The organism is Cryobacterium sp. TMS1-20-1 (assembly GCF_004402355.1).
Lineage (GTDB): Bacteria > Actinomycetota > Actinomycetes > Actinomycetales > Microbacteriaceae > Cryobacterium > Cryobacterium levicorallinum.
Genome location: NZ_SOGF01000052.1, coordinates 1 through 20,229 on the forward strand (window position 1 = coordinate 1; position 20,229 = coordinate 20,229).

19 protein-coding genes and 1 riboswitch are annotated in these 20,229 nt (G+C 65.1%); of the genes, 5 read left to right on the forward strand and 14 right to left on the reverse strand.

Features of this window, described 5'->3' with window-relative positions; all coding sequences use genetic code 11:
* Positions 1–129: 129 nt before the first annotated feature.
* From ribH to E3O45_RS11310, 5 genes are all read right to left on the reverse strand, one after another.
* Positions 130–597 carry a 6,7-dimethyl-8-ribityllumazine synthase gene (gene ribH, locus E3O45_RS11290; protein ID WP_134443488.1) on the reverse strand — a complete coding sequence of 156 codons (468 nt, stop codon included), beginning with the start codon at positions 595–597 and terminating at the stop codon, positions 130–132.
* Positions 597–1,856, reverse strand: coding sequence for a GTP cyclohydrolase II (gene ribA, locus E3O45_RS11295; protein WP_134443489.1), 1,260 nt, complete (start codon positions 1,854–1,856; stop codon positions 597–599). Before ribA ends, ribH begins: the two co-directional genes overlap by 1 nt.
* On the reverse strand, positions 1,853–2,503 hold the full coding sequence (locus tag E3O45_RS11300) for a riboflavin synthase (RefSeq protein ID WP_134443490.1): 651 nt from the start codon (positions 2,501–2,503) through the stop codon (positions 1,853–1,855). Before E3O45_RS11300 ends, ribA begins: the two co-directional genes overlap by 4 nt.
* 7 nt (positions 2,504–2,510) lie before the next feature.
* Positions 2,511–3,542, reverse strand: coding sequence for a bifunctional diaminohydroxyphosphoribosylaminopyrimidine deaminase/5-amino-6-(5-phosphoribosylamino)uracil reductase RibD (ribD, locus tag E3O45_RS11305; RefSeq protein WP_241985332.1), 1,032 nt, complete (start codon positions 3,540–3,542; stop codon positions 2,511–2,513).
* Positions 3,543–3,629: 87 nt separating this feature from the next.
* Positions 3,630–3,767: riboswitch (FMN riboswitch) on the reverse strand.
* Positions 3,768–3,842: 75 nt separating this feature from the next.
* The gene (locus tag E3O45_RS11310) at positions 3,843–4,817 is read right to left on the reverse strand and encodes a sugar-binding transcriptional regulator (RefSeq protein ID WP_370450001.1); all 975 of its coding nucleotides are present in this window, start codon (positions 4,815–4,817) and stop codon (positions 3,843–3,845) included.
* A 111-nt stretch (positions 4,818–4,928) separates the two neighbouring features.
* Between E3O45_RS11310 and E3O45_RS11315 the strand changes: the two genes are divergently transcribed.
* The 3 genes from E3O45_RS11315 to glpK all read left to right on the forward strand — a co-directional run bounded on the left by E3O45_RS11315 (position 4,929) and on the right by glpK (position 9,180).
* Positions 4,929–6,671: a glycerol-3-phosphate dehydrogenase/oxidase gene (locus E3O45_RS11315; protein ID WP_134443491.1), complete on the forward strand. Its 1,743-nt coding sequence runs from the start codon at positions 4,929–4,931 to the stop codon at positions 6,669–6,671.
* A gap of 188 nt (positions 6,672–6,859) precedes the next feature.
* The gene (locus E3O45_RS11320; protein WP_134443492.1) at positions 6,860–7,594 is read left to right on the forward strand and encodes an MIP/aquaporin family protein; all 735 of its coding nucleotides are present in this window, start codon (positions 6,860–6,862) and stop codon (positions 7,592–7,594) included.
* Between the two features lie 71 nt (positions 7,595–7,665).
* A complete protein-coding gene (glpK, locus tag E3O45_RS11325; RefSeq protein WP_104133318.1) occupies positions 7,666–9,180 on the forward strand; it encodes a glycerol kinase GlpK in 1,515 nt (504 codons plus the stop codon).
* A gap of 68 nt (positions 9,181–9,248) precedes the next feature.
* On the opposite strand, the gene E3O45_RS11330 is transcribed toward glpK, so the two are convergent.
* From E3O45_RS11330 to E3O45_RS11370, 9 genes are all read right to left on the reverse strand, one after another.
* The gene (locus tag E3O45_RS11330) at positions 9,249–9,944 is read right to left on the reverse strand and encodes an HAD family hydrolase (protein WP_241979067.1); all 696 of its coding nucleotides are present in this window, start codon (positions 9,942–9,944) and stop codon (positions 9,249–9,251) included.
* A 95-nt stretch (positions 9,945–10,039) separates the two neighbouring features.
* Positions 10,040–11,044: a tryptophan--tRNA ligase gene (gene trpS / locus E3O45_RS11335; protein ID WP_134443494.1), complete on the reverse strand. Its 1,005-nt coding sequence runs from the start codon at positions 11,042–11,044 to the stop codon at positions 10,040–10,042.
* Complete coding sequence (locus tag E3O45_RS11340) at positions 11,041–11,898, reverse strand: exodeoxyribonuclease III (protein WP_134443495.1); 858 nt, start codon at positions 11,896–11,898, stop codon at positions 11,041–11,043. The genes trpS and E3O45_RS11340 overlap by 4 nt, the downstream gene beginning before the upstream one ends.
* A gap of 161 nt (positions 11,899–12,059) precedes the next feature.
* Complete coding sequence (locus E3O45_RS11345; protein ID WP_134443496.1) at positions 12,060–12,983, reverse strand: YihY/virulence factor BrkB family protein; 924 nt, start codon at positions 12,981–12,983, stop codon at positions 12,060–12,062.
* A 65-nt stretch (positions 12,984–13,048) separates the two neighbouring features.
* Positions 13,049–13,810 carry a succinate dehydrogenase iron-sulfur subunit gene (locus tag E3O45_RS11350; RefSeq protein WP_134443497.1) on the reverse strand — a complete coding sequence of 254 codons (762 nt, stop codon included), beginning with the start codon at positions 13,808–13,810 and terminating at the stop codon, positions 13,049–13,051.
* The gene (sdhA, locus tag E3O45_RS11355; RefSeq protein ID WP_092448922.1) at positions 13,810–15,630 is read right to left on the reverse strand and encodes a succinate dehydrogenase flavoprotein subunit; all 1,821 of its coding nucleotides are present in this window, start codon (positions 15,628–15,630) and stop codon (positions 13,810–13,812) included. The genes E3O45_RS11350 and sdhA overlap by 1 nt, the downstream gene beginning before the upstream one ends.
* Positions 15,631–15,647: 17 nt before the next feature.
* Positions 15,648–16,100, reverse strand: a complete 453-nt coding sequence (locus E3O45_RS11360) for a succinate dehydrogenase hydrophobic membrane anchor subunit (protein WP_134443498.1) — start codon at positions 16,098–16,100, stop codon at positions 15,648–15,650.
* Positions 16,101–16,112: 12 nt separating this feature from the next.
* On the reverse strand, positions 16,113–16,526 hold the full coding sequence (gene sdhC / locus E3O45_RS11365) for a succinate dehydrogenase, cytochrome b556 subunit (RefSeq protein ID WP_092448920.1): 414 nt from the start codon (positions 16,524–16,526) through the stop codon (positions 16,113–16,115).
* 110 nt (positions 16,527–16,636) lie between these two features.
* Complete coding sequence (locus E3O45_RS11370; protein ID WP_134443499.1) at positions 16,637–17,809, reverse strand: glycosyltransferase family 1 protein; 1,173 nt, start codon at positions 17,807–17,809, stop codon at positions 16,637–16,639.
* 82 nt (positions 17,810–17,891) lie between these two features.
* Between E3O45_RS11370 and E3O45_RS11375 the strand changes: the two genes are divergently transcribed.
* Both E3O45_RS11375 and E3O45_RS11380 read left to right on the forward strand, forming a co-directional pair.
* Positions 17,892–19,013, forward strand: a complete 1,122-nt coding sequence (locus E3O45_RS11375; protein WP_134443500.1) for a mannose-1-phosphate guanylyltransferase — start codon at positions 17,892–17,894, stop codon at positions 19,011–19,013.
* Positions 19,014–19,057: 44 nt separating this feature from the next.
* A complete protein-coding gene (locus E3O45_RS11380) occupies positions 19,058–20,119 on the forward strand; it encodes a BMP family protein (protein WP_134443501.1) in 1,062 nt (353 codons plus the stop codon).
* Positions 20,120–20,229 lie beyond the last annotated feature (110 nt).

Here is a 20,229-nt window from a genome sequence, read left to right on the forward strand (position 1 = left end):
GGAACAGGCCATCAGAATCGCTCATAATCAATTTTCCCAGACCAACACCCCAACCCCGGGAAATCGACCGGCGTTTTAAACTTTGGTACTACTGACCCACGCTCCTAGGTGACGACGATGCGCTACAAGCTAGCTGCGCAGCTCGCGCAGCAGAATTGCGGTGGCCAGGGCAGCGGATGCCGCCTCCTCGCCCTTGTCTTCCTTCGATCCGGGCAGTCCGGCCCGGTCGAGGCCTTGCTGTTCGTCGTCGAGGGTCAGCACGCCGAAGCCCACGGGCTTGCCGGTGTCGAGCGCAACGCGAGTGAGACCATCCGTTGCCGCATTGGAGACGAACTCAAAGTGTGGAGTGCCGCCCCGGATGATCACGCCGAGGGCGACGGCCGCGTCGGCCCCGTTTTCGAGCGCGACCTTGCAGGCAACGGGCAGTTCGAAGCTGCCCGGCACGCGCACGAGCGACCAGGAGGCTCCGCTCGCTTCGAGCACGCGGGTTGCGCCGGCGATGAGGCCGTCGGTGATCACGTCGTGCCAGAGACCCGCGACGATGACGACGCGCAAGCCGGAGCCGTCAACGCTGAGGGTGGGTCCTGTTCCGGCCATTAGGCGATTCCGTTCATGATTTCGGTGTCGGTGATGTGGTGCCCCATGCGGTCGCGCTTGGTGGCGAGGTATTCCTCGTTGTATTCGCCGATCCCCACCACGAGTGGCACGCGCTCGGTCACAGCGACGCCGTGCAGTTCGAGTTGACGTACCTTCTCGGGGTTGTTGGTGAGCAGCCGCACCGAACTCAACCCCAGTTCGTGCAGGATGCTGGTGGCCGCGCCGTACTCGCGGCTATCGACGGGCAGACCCAGCGCCACGTTGGCGTCGAGGGTGTCGAGCCCGTCTTCCTGCAGCTCGTAGGCGCGCAGCTTATTGATCAGGCCGATGCCGCGCCCCTCCTGGCCGCGCAGGTAGACGACCACGCCGCCTTCCTCCTGGATGATGTCGAGTGAGGCGTCGAGCTGTGGTCCGCACTCGCACTTGAGTGAGCCGAACGCTTCGCCGGTGAGGCACTCGGAGTGAACCCGCACGATGGCGCCATTGGCCGGGTTGCCGGCGACGAAGGCGACGTGGTCGGCGCCCGTGGAACGGTCTCGGTAGGCGCGCACCCGAAAGAGGCCGTGCCGGGTGGGGATGGTGGTCTCCACCTCGAAGTCGACCCGCGGCGCCTCGATCAGTGGCGCGATCGTCGGCAGTGCTGCGTTGGGGTGGAACTCGTCGAGGTAGCTGATCAGGTCTTTAATCGTGATGACGTGCAGCCCCTCGCGCTCGCCGAGTTCGAGCAGGCCGGGCAGTCGCATCATCTCGCCGTCTTCGGCGACGATCTCAGCGATCGCCGCGACCGGAACCAGACCGGCTAGTTTCATCAGGTCGACGCCGGCTTCGGTGTGGCCGCTGCGCTCGCGCACGCCGCCGTCGCGGGCGCGCAGCGGCAGGATGTGGCCGGGGCGGTGCAGGCTGGCCGGTGCCGACGCCGGATCGGCCAGAACTCGCAGGGTGTGGGCCCGGTCGGCGGCGCTGATCCCGGTCGACAGCCGATCGGCCGCGTCGACGCTCACGGTGTAGTTGGTACCGAGCGGGTCTTCGTTGTTCAAGACCATCACCGGCAGGTCGAGCTGGTCAGCGATCTCATTCGTCATCGGCGCGCAGATGAAGCCGGAAGAGTAGCGCACGGTCCAGGCGATCCACTCCTGCGTGGCGAGCTGGGCCGAGATAATGACGTCTCCCTCGTTTTCGCGGCCCTCGTCGTCGGCGACGATGACCGGTCGACCGAGGCGTAGGGCGTCGAGTGCGGAGGGAATATCGGCGAGGCTCATGATGCGCTCCTTGGGGTGGTGACGTGCTGGGAATTGTGGGTCGCCGTCAGGGCGAGCATCCGTTCAACGTGGCGGGCCAGAATGTCCGTCTCAATGTTGACTCGGTCGCCGACGGCGCGCTCGCCGAGGGTGGTCACCGTGAGGGTCTCGGGAATGAGTGACACCTCAAACCACTGATCCGTCTCGGTGGCGGGGCTGATGTTGCTCACCGTGAGGGAGACGCCGTCGATGGCGATCGAACCCTTGCCGACGACGAGCGGCGCGAGTTCGGCGCTGAGGCTGAACCGCAGCACTCGCCAGGCATCACCGGGCGTGAGGCTAAGCACCGTGCTGGTGCCGTCAATGTGGCCCTGCACGATGTGGCCGCCGAGGCGTCCACCGACGAGGGCGGCGCGTTCGAGGTTGACCGGGGAGCCGACGAGGGCCGCGGACAGTGTCGACATCGACAGGGTCTGCGCCATCACGTCGGCGGTGAAGGTTTCGGCGGTGCGCTCGACCACGGTGAGACAGACGCCCTGCACGGCGATGGAGTCGCCTCGCAGCGCGCCGTCGATCACGAGCGGGCCGCGGATGGTGAGGCGGGCGGCATCCGCTGTCTGCTCGATGCGCTCGATTTGGCCGAGCTCCTCGATGATTCCGGTGAACATGGGTTCCTTAGTTGGTCTGCGGTCGGGCGACGATGAGAACATCGTCACCGAGGCGGTCGAGGGAAAGAATGGCGAGGCGGCGCTGCTCACCGATCGCGGCCACACCGATGTCGGTGAGGGCGAGCCGGGAGCCGCCGATGAGCGTCGGAGCCAGGTAGATGAGGTATTCGTCGACCAGGCCGGCGGCGACGAAGGCGCTCGCCACGGTCGGTCCACCCTCGATGAACACGCTGCGCAGCCCTCGGCCGTGCAGGTCGGCGAGAACGCCGGGAAGGTTGCGTCCGTCGAAAAACAGCGGTGACTGCGGGTGGTTGAACAGGGCAGTGGATGCCGGCAGCGGACGTCGGCCCAGCACCACGGGCACCGGTTGCTGCTTGAGCAGCGCGCCATCGGCGTCGCGCGCGGTCAGGGCCGGATCGTCGGCGAGCACGGTCCCGGTGCCGACCAGGATCGCGGCGGCGGCACCACGCCGTTGGTGCACGTCGACGCGGGCTGCGCCGCCGGTGATCCAACGGCTGGAGCCGTCGGCCGCTGCCGCACGACCGTCGAGGCTCGCCGCCCACTTGAGCGTGACGAACGGGCGCCCGAGGCGGGCGGCAACGAGCCAGTCGCCCAGGAACTCTTCGCCCTCCGCCACGAGCAGGCCGCCCTGCACGTCAACTCCGGCAGCGCGCAGCCGGTCGGCTCCGCCGCAGGAACGTTCGCCGGAGTCGGTCACCGAGTAAACGACGCGAGCGACGCCGGCCTCGATCAGGGCCTCGGCGCAGGGTCCCGTGCGGCCGACATGGTTGCAGGGTTCCAGAGTGACCACGACGGTGCTGCCGCGCGCAGCGCCGGGGGCGAGCTGGGACAGCGCGTCGACCTCGGCGTGCTTGCTGCCGGCTCCGCGGTGCCAGCCTTCGGCGAGGGTGTCGCCCTCAGCGTTCACAATGACGCAGCCGACCCGGGGGTTGACGCCGGTGGACGGGCCCTGGGCGGCAAGTTCGAGCGCGCGACGCATGGCGCTGTGCAGGGTGTGCACTGCCGCGTTGTTGGTCATCCCGCCCTCATCCGTATTGGACGAGCTCCGGGGGTATGGGGGTGCAGACCTGCACAAACCCGCCGGTCGACCGTAGGGGCCAACCGACTCGTGCGCCTCCCGTCCGGACTTTGACCGTCGGTGCTGGAGTTTCACCAGCTCAACCGTTTCGCCTCTCTCTCGAGGGGCTAACGGGTCGCGGACTTTAACCGCCGGTTCGGAATTACACCGACCCCGGAGCACGTGTACTACTTCTAGTTATAGTGCAACAGTCCGCGCGCGGTACTATTCCCGGCGACATCCGCTGTTCCGGTCAGGGGCTTAGGAGGCCTCGACCAGGGCCCGGGCCGTGCTCTCGTCGACGAACAGGTCGGTGATCAGCCGGGCGGCGAGGGCCCCGCGCAGGCTCGCGAGCTTGGAGCGGCCGGCCACGACGCAGATGCGGCGCGGAGTGCGGCGCAATACGGTGAAGTCCGGGCCGGTTGAACGCTCGTTCAGAGCAATGCCGTCGGTCGAACCGTCGGCGCGGTAAAACACGGTGGCCACGTCGCCGACCACCTGGGCGGCGCTGAGTGCATCGAATTCGGCTTTCTCCAGGTAGCCACCGGCGTAGACACGGCTGATCACACCGGAAAACGGAGAGCCGAGGCCGAACAGGGCGATATCCATGATGGCTTGCATGTCGATCAGGCGGCTTATGCTGCGCTCCCGCCACAGCGCCTTCTTGGTGGCCGGGTCGTCGAAGAACGCCGGCACCGGAAACTGTTGAATGTGTGCGCCGAACGCCGTGCCGAAGCGTCCGAGAATTTCACTCGCGTAGCCGAGGCCGGTCGTGCGCATGTTTCCAGCACCGTTGAGCTGCACGATCTGCGAGTTGTGGGTTTGTTTGGGCGTCACGTGTCGGCTGATCGCGTTCATAGTGGAGCCCCAGGCGATGCCCATGGTCATGTTCGAGTCAAAGTATTGACCGAGAATCCGTGCAACAGACAGGGCTACGCGCTCGAGGCGATCGACGTCGCTCGCGCTGTCTGGTACCGGAACGACGTGCGCGGTGATCTGAAATCGAGCCTCGAGCTGCTGCTCGAGGTGACTCGGGGCATCCAATGGCGACTTGATTTGGATGTCGACCAGGCCGGTCTCCCGAGCATGGCTGAGCAGGCGAGAGACGGAGGAGCGGGAGGTGTGCAGCTCCCGAGCGATGGCATCCATGGTGAGGTCCTGCATGTAATACAGGTGCGCCGCGGTGAGGGCGTCGCGGCTGCGATCGGACTGCACGGGATCAATGTCGAGGGTCACAACGGCTCCTTGCACGTATGTTCAATCCGGTTGAGAAATTGTGTCGGACTGTCAGAATGAATGTATCCACATGGCTTGCCGCAATGCAAGCCCGAGACAGAGGTGACAACAATGTCGTTCTTAAACTCACAGACTTCGTCAGCACTCAACGATCGTCCCAACGCCCAGGTGCTCATTATCGGCGCCGGCATCAATGGCATCGCAACCTTCCGCGATCTGGCCCTGCAGGGCGTCGACGTGGTCATCGTCGAGAAGAACGACTTCGTCTCCGGCGCCTCGTCGGCGAGCTCGCACATGATCCACGGCGGGGTGCGCTACCTCGAAAACGGCGAGTTTCGCCTGGTCAAGGAGTCGGTGACCGAGCGCAACGGCCTGCTCAAGATCGCGCCGCACTACGTCAAGCCGCTGCAGACCACCATCCCCATCTTCTCCACCTTCTCCGGAGTGATGGCCGCGCCGCTGCGTTTCCTCACCCACAAGCAGGGTTCCAAGCACGTTGAGCGTGGCGCCCTGCTGATCAAACTCGGCATGATGATCTACGACGCCTTCTCCCGCGACGGCGGTTCGGTGCCGCGTCACGAGTTCAAGGGCCGCAGTCAGGCGCTTTCCGCTCTGCCGCTGCTGAACCCCGGCCTCAAGTACACGGCAACGTACTACGACGCCGCGATGCACGACCCTGAGCGCCTCGCCCTCGACGTGCTGCGCGACGGCCTCGACGCTGGCCCGCATGCTCGCGCCGCCAACTACGTCGAAGCCGCGGGCATGAGTGAGAACGGCGTGCTGCTGCGCAACAGCATCACCGGCGAAGAGTTCACCTTCACAGCGGATGTCGTCGTCAACACGAGCGGGCCCTGGACCGACCTGACCAACACCGCTCTCGGGCAGCCGAGCACGTTCATGGGCGGCACCAAGGGCTCCCATATCGTCCTCGACAACCCGGAGCTGCTCGCGGCGACCGGTGGCCGCGAGATCTTCTTCGAACACGAAGACGGCCGCATCGTGCTGATCTACCCGCTCAAGGGCCGCGTTCTGGTCGGCACCACCGACCTCGAACACGACATGAGCAAGCCGATTCGCTGCACCGAAGACGAGATCGACTACTTCTTCGACCTGGTCGCGCACGTTTTCCCAACCGTGAAGGTCGACCGTTCGCACATCGTGTTCCGCTTCGCCGGCGTACGCCCGCTCCCGCGCCACGACGAAGAAGCCCCCGGATTCGTCTCCCGCGACTACCGCATCGAGTCGCGTCCGCTGCCCCGCGCCGGTACCGAAGACGGCACCCTGCTCAGCCTGGTCGGCGGCAAATGGACCACCTTCCGCGCCTTGGCCGAGCACCTGAGCACCGACATCCTGAAGCTGCTCGGCCTGCCGCGCACCGTCTCCACCGAGGGCTTGGCCATCGGCGGCGGCCGCAACTTCCCCGCAACGGATGCCGCCCACCAGGTCTGGGTCACCGCCCACGGTGACGAGGTGGGCGCAGACCGCGCCGCAGCCCTGCTCGCCCGGTACGGCACCCGCGCGAGCGAGGTCATCGACTTTCTCACCGACCCGACCGCTCCAGCGGATGCCCTGCTCGTACACAACTCCGCCTACAGCCGGCGCGAGATCGAGTTTTTGGCCTCCACCGAGAGTGTCGTGCGCCTGATCGACGTGCTGCTGCGTCGCACCAGCATGGCCTTCGTCGGATCCGTCACCACGCCGCTGATCGAGGAGCTCAGCGGTGTCGTCGCCCCGGTTTTGGGGTGGGATGCTGGGCGAATGGCCGAAGAGATCGAGCTGGCCCGCAGCATCCTGAGCGACGTGCACGGGGTCACGCTGGCCCCGGTCAGCCAGACTCCCATTCGCGTCGCCTGACGCGTCCGCCCTGGCCGGCGATTGCCGACAATCTGCACGAACGTGCAGCTCAAAGCGACCATCGCCGGGCCGGGCGCCGATACGTTTTTACACAGGTCACAAACAACACGACCGTCGCACTCGACAATTAGGTCAGTCGGCAGCACCCCATCTGAAAGGTCAATGTGGACAATCTCGGTGTCGTATTTATGTCAGAGGTCGTGGGAACGGCCATCCTCATACTCCTCGGCTGTGGCGTGGTCGCCAACGTCGCGCTCGCCAAGAACAAGGGCTTCGGCGGCGGTTTTCTCATGGTCACCATCGGCTGGGGCCTCGCGGTCTACGCCGGTGTCATCGCCGCGTACAACTCGGGCGCCCACCTGAACCCGGCCGTCACGCTCGGCCTCGTCGCGAGCGGCACCGACACGTTCGGCTCCGGCGTTCCGGTCAACTTCGTGTCGATCATGACCTATATCGGCGCGCAGATGATCGGCGCGATCCTCGGTGCCGTCGTGGTCTGGCTTGCCTACAAGCAGCACTTCGATCAGGAGCCGGAAGCCGCCAACAAGCTCGGTGTCTTCTCGACCGGGCCGGCCATCCGCTCCTACGGTTGGAACCTGGTCACCGAAATCATCGGCACCTTCGTGCTGGTTTTCGTCGTCATCGGCTTCGGCCGCAACGGCGACGGCGGCGGGCTCGCGGCCCTCGGTGCACTGCCGGTGGCCCTGCTCGTGATCGCGATCGGCGCCTCGCTCGGTGGGCCCACCGGCTACGCCATCAACCCGGCGCGTGACCTCGGCCCCCGCATCGCGCACTTCCTGCTGCCGATCAAGGGCAAGGGCTCAAGCGACTGGTCGTATTCCTGGGTACCCGTCGTCGGCCCGATCATCGGCGGCGTGCTCGCCGGTGCCTCCTCTGGTGTGCTGCTGCCCATCCTGGGCTAGGCCTGCCGACGCATTCTGCAGCATCCGCTTTAAACTGATTCATCCCACCTGGAACAACAAAGGAGTTACAAATGGCCAAGTACGTTCTCGCCATCGACCAGGGAACCACGAGCTCCCGCGCGATCATCTTCGACAAGGCCGGGTCGATCATTTCGACCGGTCAGCTTGAGCACGAACAGATTCTGCCGCAGGCCGGCTGGGTCGAGCACGACCCGAAAGAAATCTGGGACAACACCCGTGAGGCCATCGGCCAGGCGCTGTCCAAAGCGAACATCACCCGGCACGACATCGAGGCCATCGGCATCACCAATCAGCGCGAAACCGCTGTCGTCTGGGACAAGAACACCGGCGTGCCCGTCTACAACGCCATCGTCTGGCAGGACACCCGCACCCAGGCAATCGTCGACCGCCTCGCGGCCGACGGCGGTGTCGAGCGTTTCAAGCAGAAGGTCGGCTTGCCGCTGGCCACCTATTTTTCCGGCACCAAGATCGTCTGGATCCTCGAGAACGTCGAGGGCGCCCGCGCGAAAGCGGATGCCGGCGACCTCCTGTTCGGTACCACCGACTCCTGGGTCCTCTGGAACCTGACCGGCGGCATCGAGGGTGGCGTGCACGCGACCGACGTCACCAACGCCAGCCGCACGATGTTCATGGACCTCGAAACCCTGCAGTGGGACGACGAGATCCTGGCCATCTTCGACGTGCCCAAGTCGATGCTGCCCGAGATCAAGAGCTCGTCCGAGGTCTACGGCATCGCGAGCGGGCACAGCCTGCTGCGCGAGGTGCCGATTGCGGGCATCCTGGGTGACCAGCAGGCCGCGACCTTCGGCCAGGCCGCGTTCGACCAGGGCGAGGCCAAGAACACCTACGGCACCGGAAACTTTCTGATCTTCAACACCGGCACCGAGATCATCCACTCCAAGAACGGCCTGCTCACGACCGTGGGCTACAAGCTCGGCGATGCCCCCGTGCACTACGCGCTCGAGGGATCGATCGCCGTGACCGGTTCGCTCGTGCAGTGGATGCGGGACCAGCTCGGCATCATCAAGAACGCCTCCGAGATCGAAGACCTCGCCAAGACGGTCAAGGACAACGGCGGGGCGTACTTCGTGCCGGCCTTCTCGGGTCTGTTCGCGCCGTACTGGCGGTCGGATGCCCGTGGCGCCCTGGTCGGTCTCACCCGCTACGTGAACAAGGGCCACATCGCCCGCGCCGCGCTCGAGGCCATCGCGTACCAGACGCGAGAGGTGCTCGATGCGGTCAATGCCGACTCCGGGGTTCCGCTGACCGAACTCAAGGTCGACGGTGGTGCCACGGCCAACGACCTGCTCATGCAGTTCCAGGCCGACATTATCGGCGTGCCCGTCGTGCGCCCGGTCGTCGCCGAGACCACCGCCCTGGGCGCCGCGTATGCGGCCGGCCTGGCCGTCGGCTTCTGGAGTGGCCTCGACGACCTCCGCGCCAACTGGCAGGAGGACTCCCGCTGGGAGCCGTCCATGGACAAGGACGAGGCCGATCGCCTCCTGCGCAACTGGAAGAAGGCCGTAACGAAGACCCTCGACTGGGTAGACGAAGACGTGCGCTAGCTCTTCTCGCGAGAGCGCAAAAAGTGCCCGATTGGACTATCCAATCGGGCACTTTTTGCGCTCTCGCGTCACTGTGCCAATAGGGGCGGAAGGTCGTGGAGGGATTCGATACGGAGGATTCCAACGGGGGCAGCGGATGCGCCGGCGCGGTCCAGCCAGACACCCGTCAGCCCCGCAGCGGCCGCGCCCACGGCATCCGTGCGAAGCCGATCGCCCACGTACACCGCCCCCTCCACCGGAACGTCGAACAACGCGCAGGCGTGCTGGAAGATGCGCGCGTCCGGCTTGGCGAAGCCGAGAGCACCGGAGGTGACGACGTGCTCGAACCGGTGGGTCAGCCCGACCCGCCGAATCTTCTCGCCCTGAAACACCGGGTCGCCGTTCGTGATGAGGCCAAAGCGCACCCCGGGCAGAACCTCAGCCAGCGCGTCGAGGCAGGGGAGCGCGTCGTCGTGCAGCCGCCAACTGGCCCGGTAGCTCAGAAAGTACTCGTCAAACCAGGCGTCGGCCTCGGCGTCGGTCAGCGAGATGTCGAACGATGCGGCGAAGTCCTGGGCCCGGGCGCGCCGCTGGCCGGCAAAGTCCAGAGCGCCGGCGAGGTAGGAGTGGTAATGCTCCTCCTCGAGCGCGTCCCAAAGCACGATTGCTGCATTGCGGTCGCCGGTCGCGAATGCACCGCCGATCCGGTCGAGGTGCAGCAGGATTCCCGCCGCAACAGCTCCGCGGTGCTCGAACAGGGTGTCGTCGAGGTCGAACAGCACCACCCCAGGTCGCCGAGAGCGCAAAAAGTGCCCGTTTGACGGGTCCAATCGGGCACTTTTTGCGCTCTCGCCACCAGGCGCAGGGGGAGGAACGGGCATCAGCGGCGGGGGAGAAAGCCTACGCGGTCGTAGACGGTCGCGAGGGTTTCGTTCGCTACAGCGTCAGCCCGGGCGGCGTTCGACGCCAGCACCCGGTCGAGTTCGGCCGGGTCGCCGAGCAGCTCGGCTACGCGCTCGCGAATCGGGTCGAAGGTGCCGAGTACAACTTCGACGAGACCCTTCTTCAGATCGCCGTAGCCTCGCCCGGCGTACTCGTTCTCCAGCGACTCGATCGACTGACCGGCGAGTACGGAGTAGATCGTCAGCAGGTTCGCCACGCCCGGCTTGTTCTCGCGGTCGAAGACCACGCCGCCATCGGCATCCGTCACGGCCCGCATGATCTTCTTCTTGGTGACCCCGGGCTCGTCGAGCAGCCAGATCACTCCGGCGTGCGACTCGGCCGACTTCGACATTTTCGACGTGGGATTCTGCAGGTCGTAGATCTTCGCGGTCTCCTTCACGATCGCCACCTCGGGAATCGTGAAGGTGTCGCCGAACCGTGAGTTGAAGCGCAGCGCGAGGTCGCGGGTGAGTTCAACGTGCTGGCGCTGGTCCTCTCCGACCGGCACCACCGTGGTCTGGTAGAGCAGAATATCCGCCGCCATCAGTGTCGGGTAGGCGAACAGACCCACCGTCGTCGCGTCGGCGCCGTGCCGCGCGGACTTGTCCTTGAACTGGGTCATGCGGCTGGCCTCACCGAACCCGGTGATGGTGTTCAGCACCCAGGCCAGCTGCGCGTGCGCCGCGACATGCGACTGCACATACAGCGTCGACGCCGACGGGTCGATCCCGGCCGCAATGTATTGCGCCGCCGTGCCGCGGGTGTTCTCACGCAGCTTCACAGGCTCCTGCGCGACGGTGATCGCGTGCAGGTCGACGATGCTGAAGAACGCGTCGTGGGTCTGCTGCAGCGACTTCCAGTTCAGCAGCGCGCCAATGTAGTTGCCGATCTGCAGGGACTCGGCGGAGGGCTGCATGCCCGAATAGAGGCGGGGTTTGGTCATGAGTTCAACGCTCCAGAAAGGTCATAGTCGACAACGACGGGGGAGTGGTCGCTCCAACGCTGGTCGTACGCTGCGGCCCGGTCGACCGCATACGACACCACGGATGCCGCCAACTCCGGGCTGGCCAGGTGGTAGTCCAACCGCCATCCGGTGTCGTTGTCGAATGCCTGGCCGCGCTGAGACCACCAGGTGTATGGACCCTCAACCTCGCCAGCCCACTTGCGCCCAACATCCACCCAGCCCAGTCCGGCGCCCGCGTTGTACAAAGCGTCGCCTTCAGCGCCGAGGATACGGTCGAAATACTCACGCTCTTCCGGCAGAAAACCGGCATGCTTCTTGTTGCCGCGCCAGTTCTTAATGTCGAGCGTGCGGTGCCCGACGTTGAGGTCGCCGAGCACGAGCGCGAGCGAGCTGTGCGTGCTCAGCTCCGGTAGCCGAGCGATCATGGCGTCCAGAAACTTGTACTTCTCCACCTGCTTGGGAGTGTCCGTCTCGCCGGAGTGCACATACGTGCTCACCACGGTGATGATCTGGCCGTTGACCTCGTAGTCGGCTTCGAGCCAGCGGCCGGCGCTGTCGAATTCCTCAGCACCGAGGGCAACGCGATGAATGGATGCCCCCGCGCGGCTTGCCAGGGCAACCCCGGCGCGGCCCTTGGCGGTGGCGGCGTCGTGCAGAATATTCCAGTCCGGACCGAGCAGCCCCTCGAGGTCTTCGGTGGAGGCACGCACCTCTTGGATGGCCAGAATGTCGATGTCACGGGCATTCAGCCAGTCGCCCATTCCCTTGCGGTACGCGGCTCGTGCCCCGTTCGTGTTGATGCTGGCAATGCGGAGAGGTTTGGCTGCAGACATGGGTCAAGTCTAGTTTGGGGCGTCCGCCGCATCTGCCCGGGCAAGGCCTTCGACGATAGCTTCGGCAGCCCTGAGCCGCCGCCGGGCGCCCCACCGGGCATACCAGGGCGAGGCATCGAGATCCGCTCTGGCGGCGGTGAGCTCGCCCTGCGCGGTCAGCCTCAGGGCATCGTGCATCCGCTGCGCCTGGTCTTCCGCCGCCTCATCGGCGCTGAGCGTGTGGGGCGGAATCCCCGCATCGCGTCCATCCCCACCGCAATCCACGACGCCGCGATCAACGTGACCGTGCTCACCAGGTTGAACCAGATCAGCAGCCCGATGATCACCGCAAAGGTCGCCAGCAGCGGGTTGCGGCTGGCGCCGCCGAGCAGCGCACCACCGAGAATTTTGAGCAGGCCAAGCGCCAACCCGCCCAGCAGCGCGCCGGCGAACAACCGCCGTACCGGAATGCGTACCCGCGACAACACCCGGAACAGGGCGGCCAGGGTGAGGGTGTCGATGACGAGCACGACGGCCAGGCCGATGGCGCGGGCCGAGGCTTCGTAGAAGAACGAGTCCTGCGGTATCTGAAAGATGCCAAAGAGCAGGCCGAGCAGCGCGGTGCTCGCCAGCGAGACGATCGCCGACAACACGAGGGCCAGGCCGAAGACCAGCCCGAGGCCGAGCTCGCGCAGCTTGACCAGCAAAAAGAACGTCGTCTGCTGCGGCATGTCAAAGACGGTGCGCACCGCCTGCGCCGTCGCCGACAGCCAGCCGAGCGCGGTCAGCAGCAGTCCGACCAGGGCGATTGCTCCGGTCCAGGTGAGAATGCCGGCGGTGGCGAGTAACTCGGGGTCGATGATGCCGTCGGTGCCGATCAGTCCCGGAATCGACTGGTTGATGATCGCGTAGAGCGCGTTCAGCAGGCCCTGATTCGCGGTCAGAAAGAGCCCCGCAATCGAAAAGCCCACCCAGACAGCCGCGAAAATGGCGAAGATCGCCTGATAGGACATTCCAGCGGCGAGGATGCTGCCACCCACGTTGTTGAAGTGGGTCACCACCCGCACGGGTCGCCAGGTGAGGATGCGGGCTACAAGCTCTTTCACAGTGTCAGCTTAACCAAAGACACCCCCGTCGAGGTGACGGGGGTGTCTTTCCTATAAGAAGGCAGTTACGCCTTGCCGCGCATGATGGCCTGCTTGACCTCGGCGATAGCCTGGGTCACCTGGATGCCGCGAGGGCAGGCATCCGTGCAGTTGAAGGTCGTGCGGCAACGCCACACGCCCTCTTTGTCGTTGAGAATGTCGAGGCGCACGGCCGCATTATCATCGCGCGAATCGAAGATGAAGCGGTGCGCGTTCACGATCGCGGCCGGACCGAAGTACTGTCCGTCGGTCCAGAACACCGGGCAGCTCGACGTGCATGCCGCACAGAGAATACATTTCGTCGTGTCGTCGAAGCGCGCGCGCTGGGCGACGGTCTGAATGCGTTCCTTGCCCTTGACTGGGGCGACGCTGTTCATGAGGAACGGCTGCACCTCCTTGAACGATGCGAAGAACGGCTCCATGTCCACGACGAGGTCCTTCTCCAGCGGCAGACCCTTAATGGCCTCCACGTAGATGGGCTTCGTGACGTCCAGGTCCTTCATGAGCGTCTTGCAGGCCAGGCGGTTGCGACCGTTGATGCGCATGGCGTCTGAGCCGCAAATGCCGTGCGCGCAGGAGCGGCGGAAGGTCAGCGAGCCGTCCTGCTCCCATTTGATCTTGTGCAGGGCGTCGAGCACGCGGTCGGTCGGGTAGAGCTGCACATCGAAGTCCTGCCAGTGCGGCTCGTCGTCGACCTCCGGGTTGAACCGGCGCACGATGATCGTGGCGGTGAACGACTTGATCTCTTCGGGTACGACGGGCTTGTTGTCGATCGTGGCTGTGCTCACTAGTACTTCCTCTCCATCGGCTGGTAGCGGGTGATGACAACCGGCTTCCAGTCGAGCTTGATGTGGTCGGCGGCGTCCGCCGACATCGCGTCACCCTTGAGGTACGCCATGGTGTGCTTCAGGTAGTTCTCGTCATCTCGCACGAGATAGTCTTCGCGCTGGTGGCCGCCGCGGCTTTCCTTGCGGTTGCGGGCGGAATAGACGACAACTTCGGCCAGGTCGAGCAGAAAGCCGAGTTCGACGGCCTCGAGCAGGTCGGTGTTGAACCGGCGGCCCTTGTCCTGCACACCGATGTTCTTGTAGCGCTGACGCAGCAGGTGGATGGTCTCGGTGACCTCGGCCAGGGACTCGTCAGTGCGGAACACCTGAGCCTTCTTGTCCATCTCCTCCTGCAGAATCTTGCGCAGCACGGCGATGCGTTCGGTTCCGGTCGATGAACGGATGCCTTCCAGCAGTTCGCGCACTTCCCCGGCCGGGTCTGTCGGCAGCGGAACGAATGACGCCGTCTTCACATACTCGACCGCATTGATACCGGCGCGCTTGCCGAACACGTTGATGTCGAGCAGCGAGTTGGTGCCGAGGCGGTTGGAGCCGTGCACCGAGACGCAGGCGCATTCGCCGGCGGCGTACAGCCCGGGAACGACGACCTCGTTGTTGCGCCAGACTTCGGCCTTCACATTGGTCGGGATGCCGCCCATCGCGTAGTGCGCGGTCGGCATGACCGGGACAGGCTCGGTGACCGGGTCGACGCCGAGGTACGTGCGGGCGAACTCGGTGATGTCGGGCAGCTTGGTCTCGAGCAGTTCCTTGCCGAGGTGGGTGCAATCCAGGTAGAGGTAGTCCTTCTCCGGACCGGCACCGCGACCCTCCGCAACCTCCTTGAGCATGCAGCGTGAGACGATGTCACGCGGGGCGAGGTCCTTGATGGTCGGCGCGTAGCGTTCCATGAAGCGTTCACCGGAGGCGTTGCGGAGGATTGCTCCCTCACCGCGGGCGCCCTCGGTAAGGAGGATGCCCAATCCGGCCAGGCCGGTCGGGTGAAACTGGAAGAACTCCATGTCCTCCAGCGGCAGGCCCTTGCGCCAGACGATGCCGACGCCGTCACCGGTGAGGGTGTGGGCGTTCGAGGTGGTTTTGTAGATCTTTCCGAAACCACCGGTGGCGAAGATGAACGCCTTGCCCTGGAACACGTGCAGCTCGCCGCTCGACAGGTCGAGGGCGACCACGGCCGACGGCTGGTCGACGCCGTCGACGTTGGTCATGACGAGGTCCAGCACGTAGTACTCGTTGAAGAAGTTGATGCCGCGCTTGACGCAGTTCTGGTACAGCGTCTGCAGAATCATGTGGCCGGTGCGGTCCGCGGCGTAGCAGGCCCGGCGAACCGGGCTCTTGCCGTGGTCGCGGGTGTGGCCACCGAAACGCCGCTGGTCGATCTTGCCCTCTGGGGTGCGGTTGAACGGCAGGCCCATGTTCTCGAGGTCGATGACCGCGTCGATGGCTTCCTTGGCCAGGATCTCGGCGGCGTCCTGGTCAACCAGGTAGTCGCCACCCTTGATCGTGTCGAAGGTGTGCCATTCCCAGTTGTCTTCCTCGACGTTGGCCAGCGCCGCGGCCATGCCGCCCTGGGCCGCACCGGTGTGCGAACGCGTCGGGTAGAGCTTGGAGATGACAGCCGTGCTGGCATGGGGGCCGGCTTCGATGGCGGCGCGCATGCCAGCTCCACCCGCTCCCACAATGACGATGTCGTGCTGGTGGTAGTGCACACCGTCTACGACGGTGGACTCCGGGTTTGCGCCGGCGGGTGCTGTGGAGGATGTCATTTTTTTGTGTGCAGCTCCTATAGGGACTTACAGAACGAGGCCACGAGGTCGGCAGGCGCACCGGCGGGGCAGGGATCGAAGGTGAACACCACGAGGGTGCCCAGCACGATCAGCGAAACAACACTGACCAGGATCGCGACTTTCAGGATGCCGCGGCTGATCCGTGAGGTCGCGTAGTCATTGACGAGGGTGCGCATGCCGTTGCCGCCGTGAATTAGGGCGAGCCACAGCATGATGATGTCCCAGACCATCCAGAACGGGTTGGTCAGCTTACCGGCGACGAACGCGAAGTTCAGGGCGCTGACGCCCTCACCGATCATGAGGTTGACGAACAGGTGGCCGAAGATGAGCACGACCAGCACGACGCCGGAGACGCGCATGTAGATCCAGCCCCACTTTTCCCAGTTGACGCCGCTCTTCCTGGTAGAACGGGTGTACGAGCTGCGGGGAGCTTCGATTGTTGAAGTCATGTCGATCGCCCCCTAGTGGCTGAACACGTTGATGAGGTGGCGCGGCACGAAGGCCAGCATGGTGACTACCCACAGGCCGATGACGACATAGAACAGTACGCGCTGGTACTTGGCGTTCCAGAAGTCGATCAGAATGATGCGCAGCCCGTTGAAGGCGTGGAATACGATGGCGCCGACGAGTGCGACCTCACCGAGACCCATGATCGGCGTCTGGTACTGCCCGATGACCGCGTTGTACGCTTCGGGGCTGACCCGCACGAGTGCCGTGTCGAGAATATGGACGAGCAGAAAGAAGAAGATCGCGACACCGGTGATGCGGTGTAAGACCCAAGACCACATGCCCGTGTTACCCCGATACAGGGTGCCGGCTGGGCGACGTGATGTCGTCTTTTGCTGAGAATCTAGGGTTCCTGCCTTCTGTGGCATGAACAACCCTCCCTGGCTGAATTATGGCTCTTTAGTGAGACCGAGAATGTGCTGTGAGCACATAGCGTTAGTCTACAAGTGCGCCGCCACATCGTGCCGGTTAGGTTACCCTAACGCTGCATAGACGGGGGTACATGCGTGTCGGCCCGCACCGCACGACGCTCGTCAATGGCTTGTTCGTAGTAGTCGACCAGGTCCGCGCAGACCGTCGGCCAGGAGCGTCCGAGCACGGCGCGGCGCCCGGCTTCCCCCATGCGCGCCCGCAGCGCCGGGTCGCCGACCAGCTGAGATACCCAGTGCCGCAGGTCCCGGTCGTCGTCCGGCCGAAACAGGTAGCCGTTTTCTCCGTGGGCGACGAGGTCGATCGGCCCGCCGGCGTAGGGCGCGACCACCGGCAGCCCGGCGGCGTGGGCCTCCTGGATGGTTTGCCCGAAGGTCTCTTCGGTACCGGCATGCACGAACAGGTCGAAGCTCGCGTAGGCAACGGCCAGCTCTGCTCCCGAGAGCCGGCCCAGCCAGGTCACGGACATGCCGGCCAGCGCTCGACTTATAGACGGTACGCTCGGCCCGTCACCGACCAGCGCCAAACGGATGCCCGGCAGCCCGCGCAGGGCGCGCAACCGCTCGACCTGTTTCTCCGGAGCCATCCGACCGACGTAGCCGACGATCACGTCGCGCGGTGCGCCGTTGGGGGGCGTTGGTGAAATGCGTTCGCGCAGCGCCGCGACGGCCGGGTCGTTCTTGACGTTCGGGTGGAACCCGTTGAGGTCAACGCCACGGGTCCACATCGCCAGGCGTGGCACGCCGAGCCGCAGCAGGGCGGCCATCGACGACGACGACGGCACCAGGGTTCGAGTGGCGCCCTCGTGCACCCACTTCACGAAGCGCCAGGCGAGCGCGGTGGCCGGGCCGAGGTGATTGCGGTGGGCGTAACCGGCGACATCCGTTTGAAAAATCGCGACCGAGGGAATGTCGAGCCGATTCGCGGCGCTGATGCCCTGTGCTCCGAGCAGAAAGGGGGAGGCCGCGTGTAGCACGTCCGGCCGAAAATCGGCGAGCAGTTTCTGCACCTGGGGACTGGGGATACCGACCGGAAACTGGCGGTAGTTGAGCGCTGAAACGGTGTGCACGGGAAAGCCCGCGTATTCCGCCGGGGCGCCGTAGGGTGCGATCACCATAGCCTCGTGCCCGGTGGCCGCGAGGTGCTCGAGCACCTTGCAGACGCTCGTGGTCACCCCGCTGATGGTGGGGAGGAAACTTTCGCTGATGACTGCGATCCGCATGGTTCGAAAGTAGGCCGCGGGCGTTGCCGTCGGGTGGCCGGTGGGTGAACAGTCGTAGCGACCTCAGCGATAGTCTGGGGCGATGACTACCTCCAGTGAGCCCCTCGACCGCCTGTACAGCGTGATTCCTGCCGGCGGCATCGGTTCCCGGCTCTGGCCGCTGTCACGAGCGGATGCCCCGAAATTTCTGCACGACCTCACCGGTTCCGGTCACACCCTGCTGCGCGATACCTGGGATCGCCTCGTTCCGCTTTCCACCGAGCAGCGCATCATGGTCGTCACCGGGCGCGCCCACCGCGCCGCCGTCGAGCTGCAGCTGCCCGAACTGGCCGACCAGAATGTTGTGCTGGAGAGCGAACCGCGCGACTCGACCGCTGCGATCGGCCTCGCGGCCGCGATTTTGCAGCGGCGCGAACCCGGCGTCATCATCGGATCGTTTCCGGCCGACCACGTCATCAAGGGCGATGCCCAGTTCCGGTCGGCTGTGACCGAGGCTGTCGCCGCGGCGGACGCCGGTTACATCGTCACCATCGGCATTCAGCCGACCGAGGCTGCAATCGGCTTCGGCTATATCAAGAGCGCAGCCTCGCTCGATATTGAAGGTGCGTCGACCGCTCTCGCCGTCGACTCCTTCGTGGAGAAGCCCAGCCCCTATATCGCCGAAGGATACCTCGCCGACGGCAACTACCTCTGGAACGCCGGCATCTTCATTGCCCGCGCCGACCGGTTGCTCGCCGAAATCGAAGCGGCAGAGCCGGAACTGCACGCCGGCCTCATACAACTCGCCGAGGCCTGGGACACACCGGCCCGCGGCGCCGTCGTCGACCAGGTCTGGCCACGCCTGAAGAAGATCGCCATCGACTACTCGGTGGCCGAACCCGCCGCCGCCGCTGGCAAACTCGTCGTCATTCCCGGCCAGTTCGACTGGGACGACGTGGGCGACTTCGCCTCGATCGCCAAACTGCACTCCGGCGGACGCAAAGCCAACCTCGCCATCCTGGGTGAGGGTGCCCGGGTGCTCGCCGACTCGTCGAGCGGCATCGTGGTCAGCCACACCGGGCGCATGATCGCGCTGATCGGCGTCGAGGACATCGTCGTCGTCGACACCCCCGACGCCCTGTTGGTGACGACGAGTGCCAATGCCCAGAAGGTCAAGGCAGTCGTCGACGCGCTCAAGCTGTCGGGTTCGAGCGACGTGCTCTAGGCCCAACCTGACTAGAATTCCAGTTCATGCTGAAGGAAGTGTCTATGCGCCGCTTGATTGCCGTTTTTGCCCTCGTGGCATCCGCTGTGCTGCTGGTCGGCTGCGCGCCCGCACCGACACCGACCGCGACACCGGATGCGACGGAGCCGGAGTACTGCGCGCGCATGGTCACAAACTCGGGCGGTCTCGACGACCGCTCCTTCAACCAGTCCACCTGGGAGGGGCTGCAGGAAGCGGCGACGAAGTACAACATTGACACCGACGCGATCGTGTCGGCGGCGGAGACCGACCTCGCACCGAACGTGAGCCAGGCTGTGGCGACCGGATGCCAGTTCGTGCTCACCGTCGGTTTCGAGCTCGCCGATGCGACCTTCGCTGAAGCCACCAAAAATCCCGACGTGCACTTTGCGATCGTCGACGAGTTCGTGGACGCGCCGAACGTTAAGCCGATCGTGTTCGACACCGCTCAGGCCTCGTTCCTGGCCGGGTACCTCGCGGCCGGCGTCACCAAAACCGGCAAGGTGGGAACATTCGGCGGCGGCAACCAGCCGCCGGTCACTCTGTTCATGGACGGTTTCGTCGATGGTGTCGCCATGTACAACGACAAGCACGAGACGACGGTTGAGGTACTCGGCTGGAACAAGGACACCCAGGACGGCTCCTTCACCGGCGACTTTGAGGACGTGAACAAAGGCAAGTCGTTGACCCAGACACTGATCGATCAGGGCGCGGACATTATTCTGCCGGTGGCCGGTCAGGTCGGCCAGGGCGCGGCGGCCGCTGCCATCGAGAACCCGGGCGTATCGATCATCTGGGTCGACAACGACGGGTATGTCACCCTGCCGGCCCAGTTTCAGTCGGTCGTGCTCACCAGCGTGCTGAAAAACACGTCAGCGGCGGTCGTCGAGACGATCGGGGCTGACCTCGAGGGCAGCTTTGACAACGAGGCCTTCGTCGGCACGCTCAAGAACGGCGGCGTCGAGATCGCCGATTTTCACGATCAGTCTGCCCTGGTCTCAGCCGAATTGGTGGACGAACTCGAACAGATTCGTGCCGCGATTATAGCGGGGATCATCACAGTGACCGGCCCCAGCACACCCCAATAGGGGGAAATTCGTTTCGCCAATGTCGCGGCTTGGTAACGACTCGGTCGCGCACGCACAATGCTCATCTGCGCAGCGTCTCATTGGGTAACGTGGATCGCACCACGCCCGTG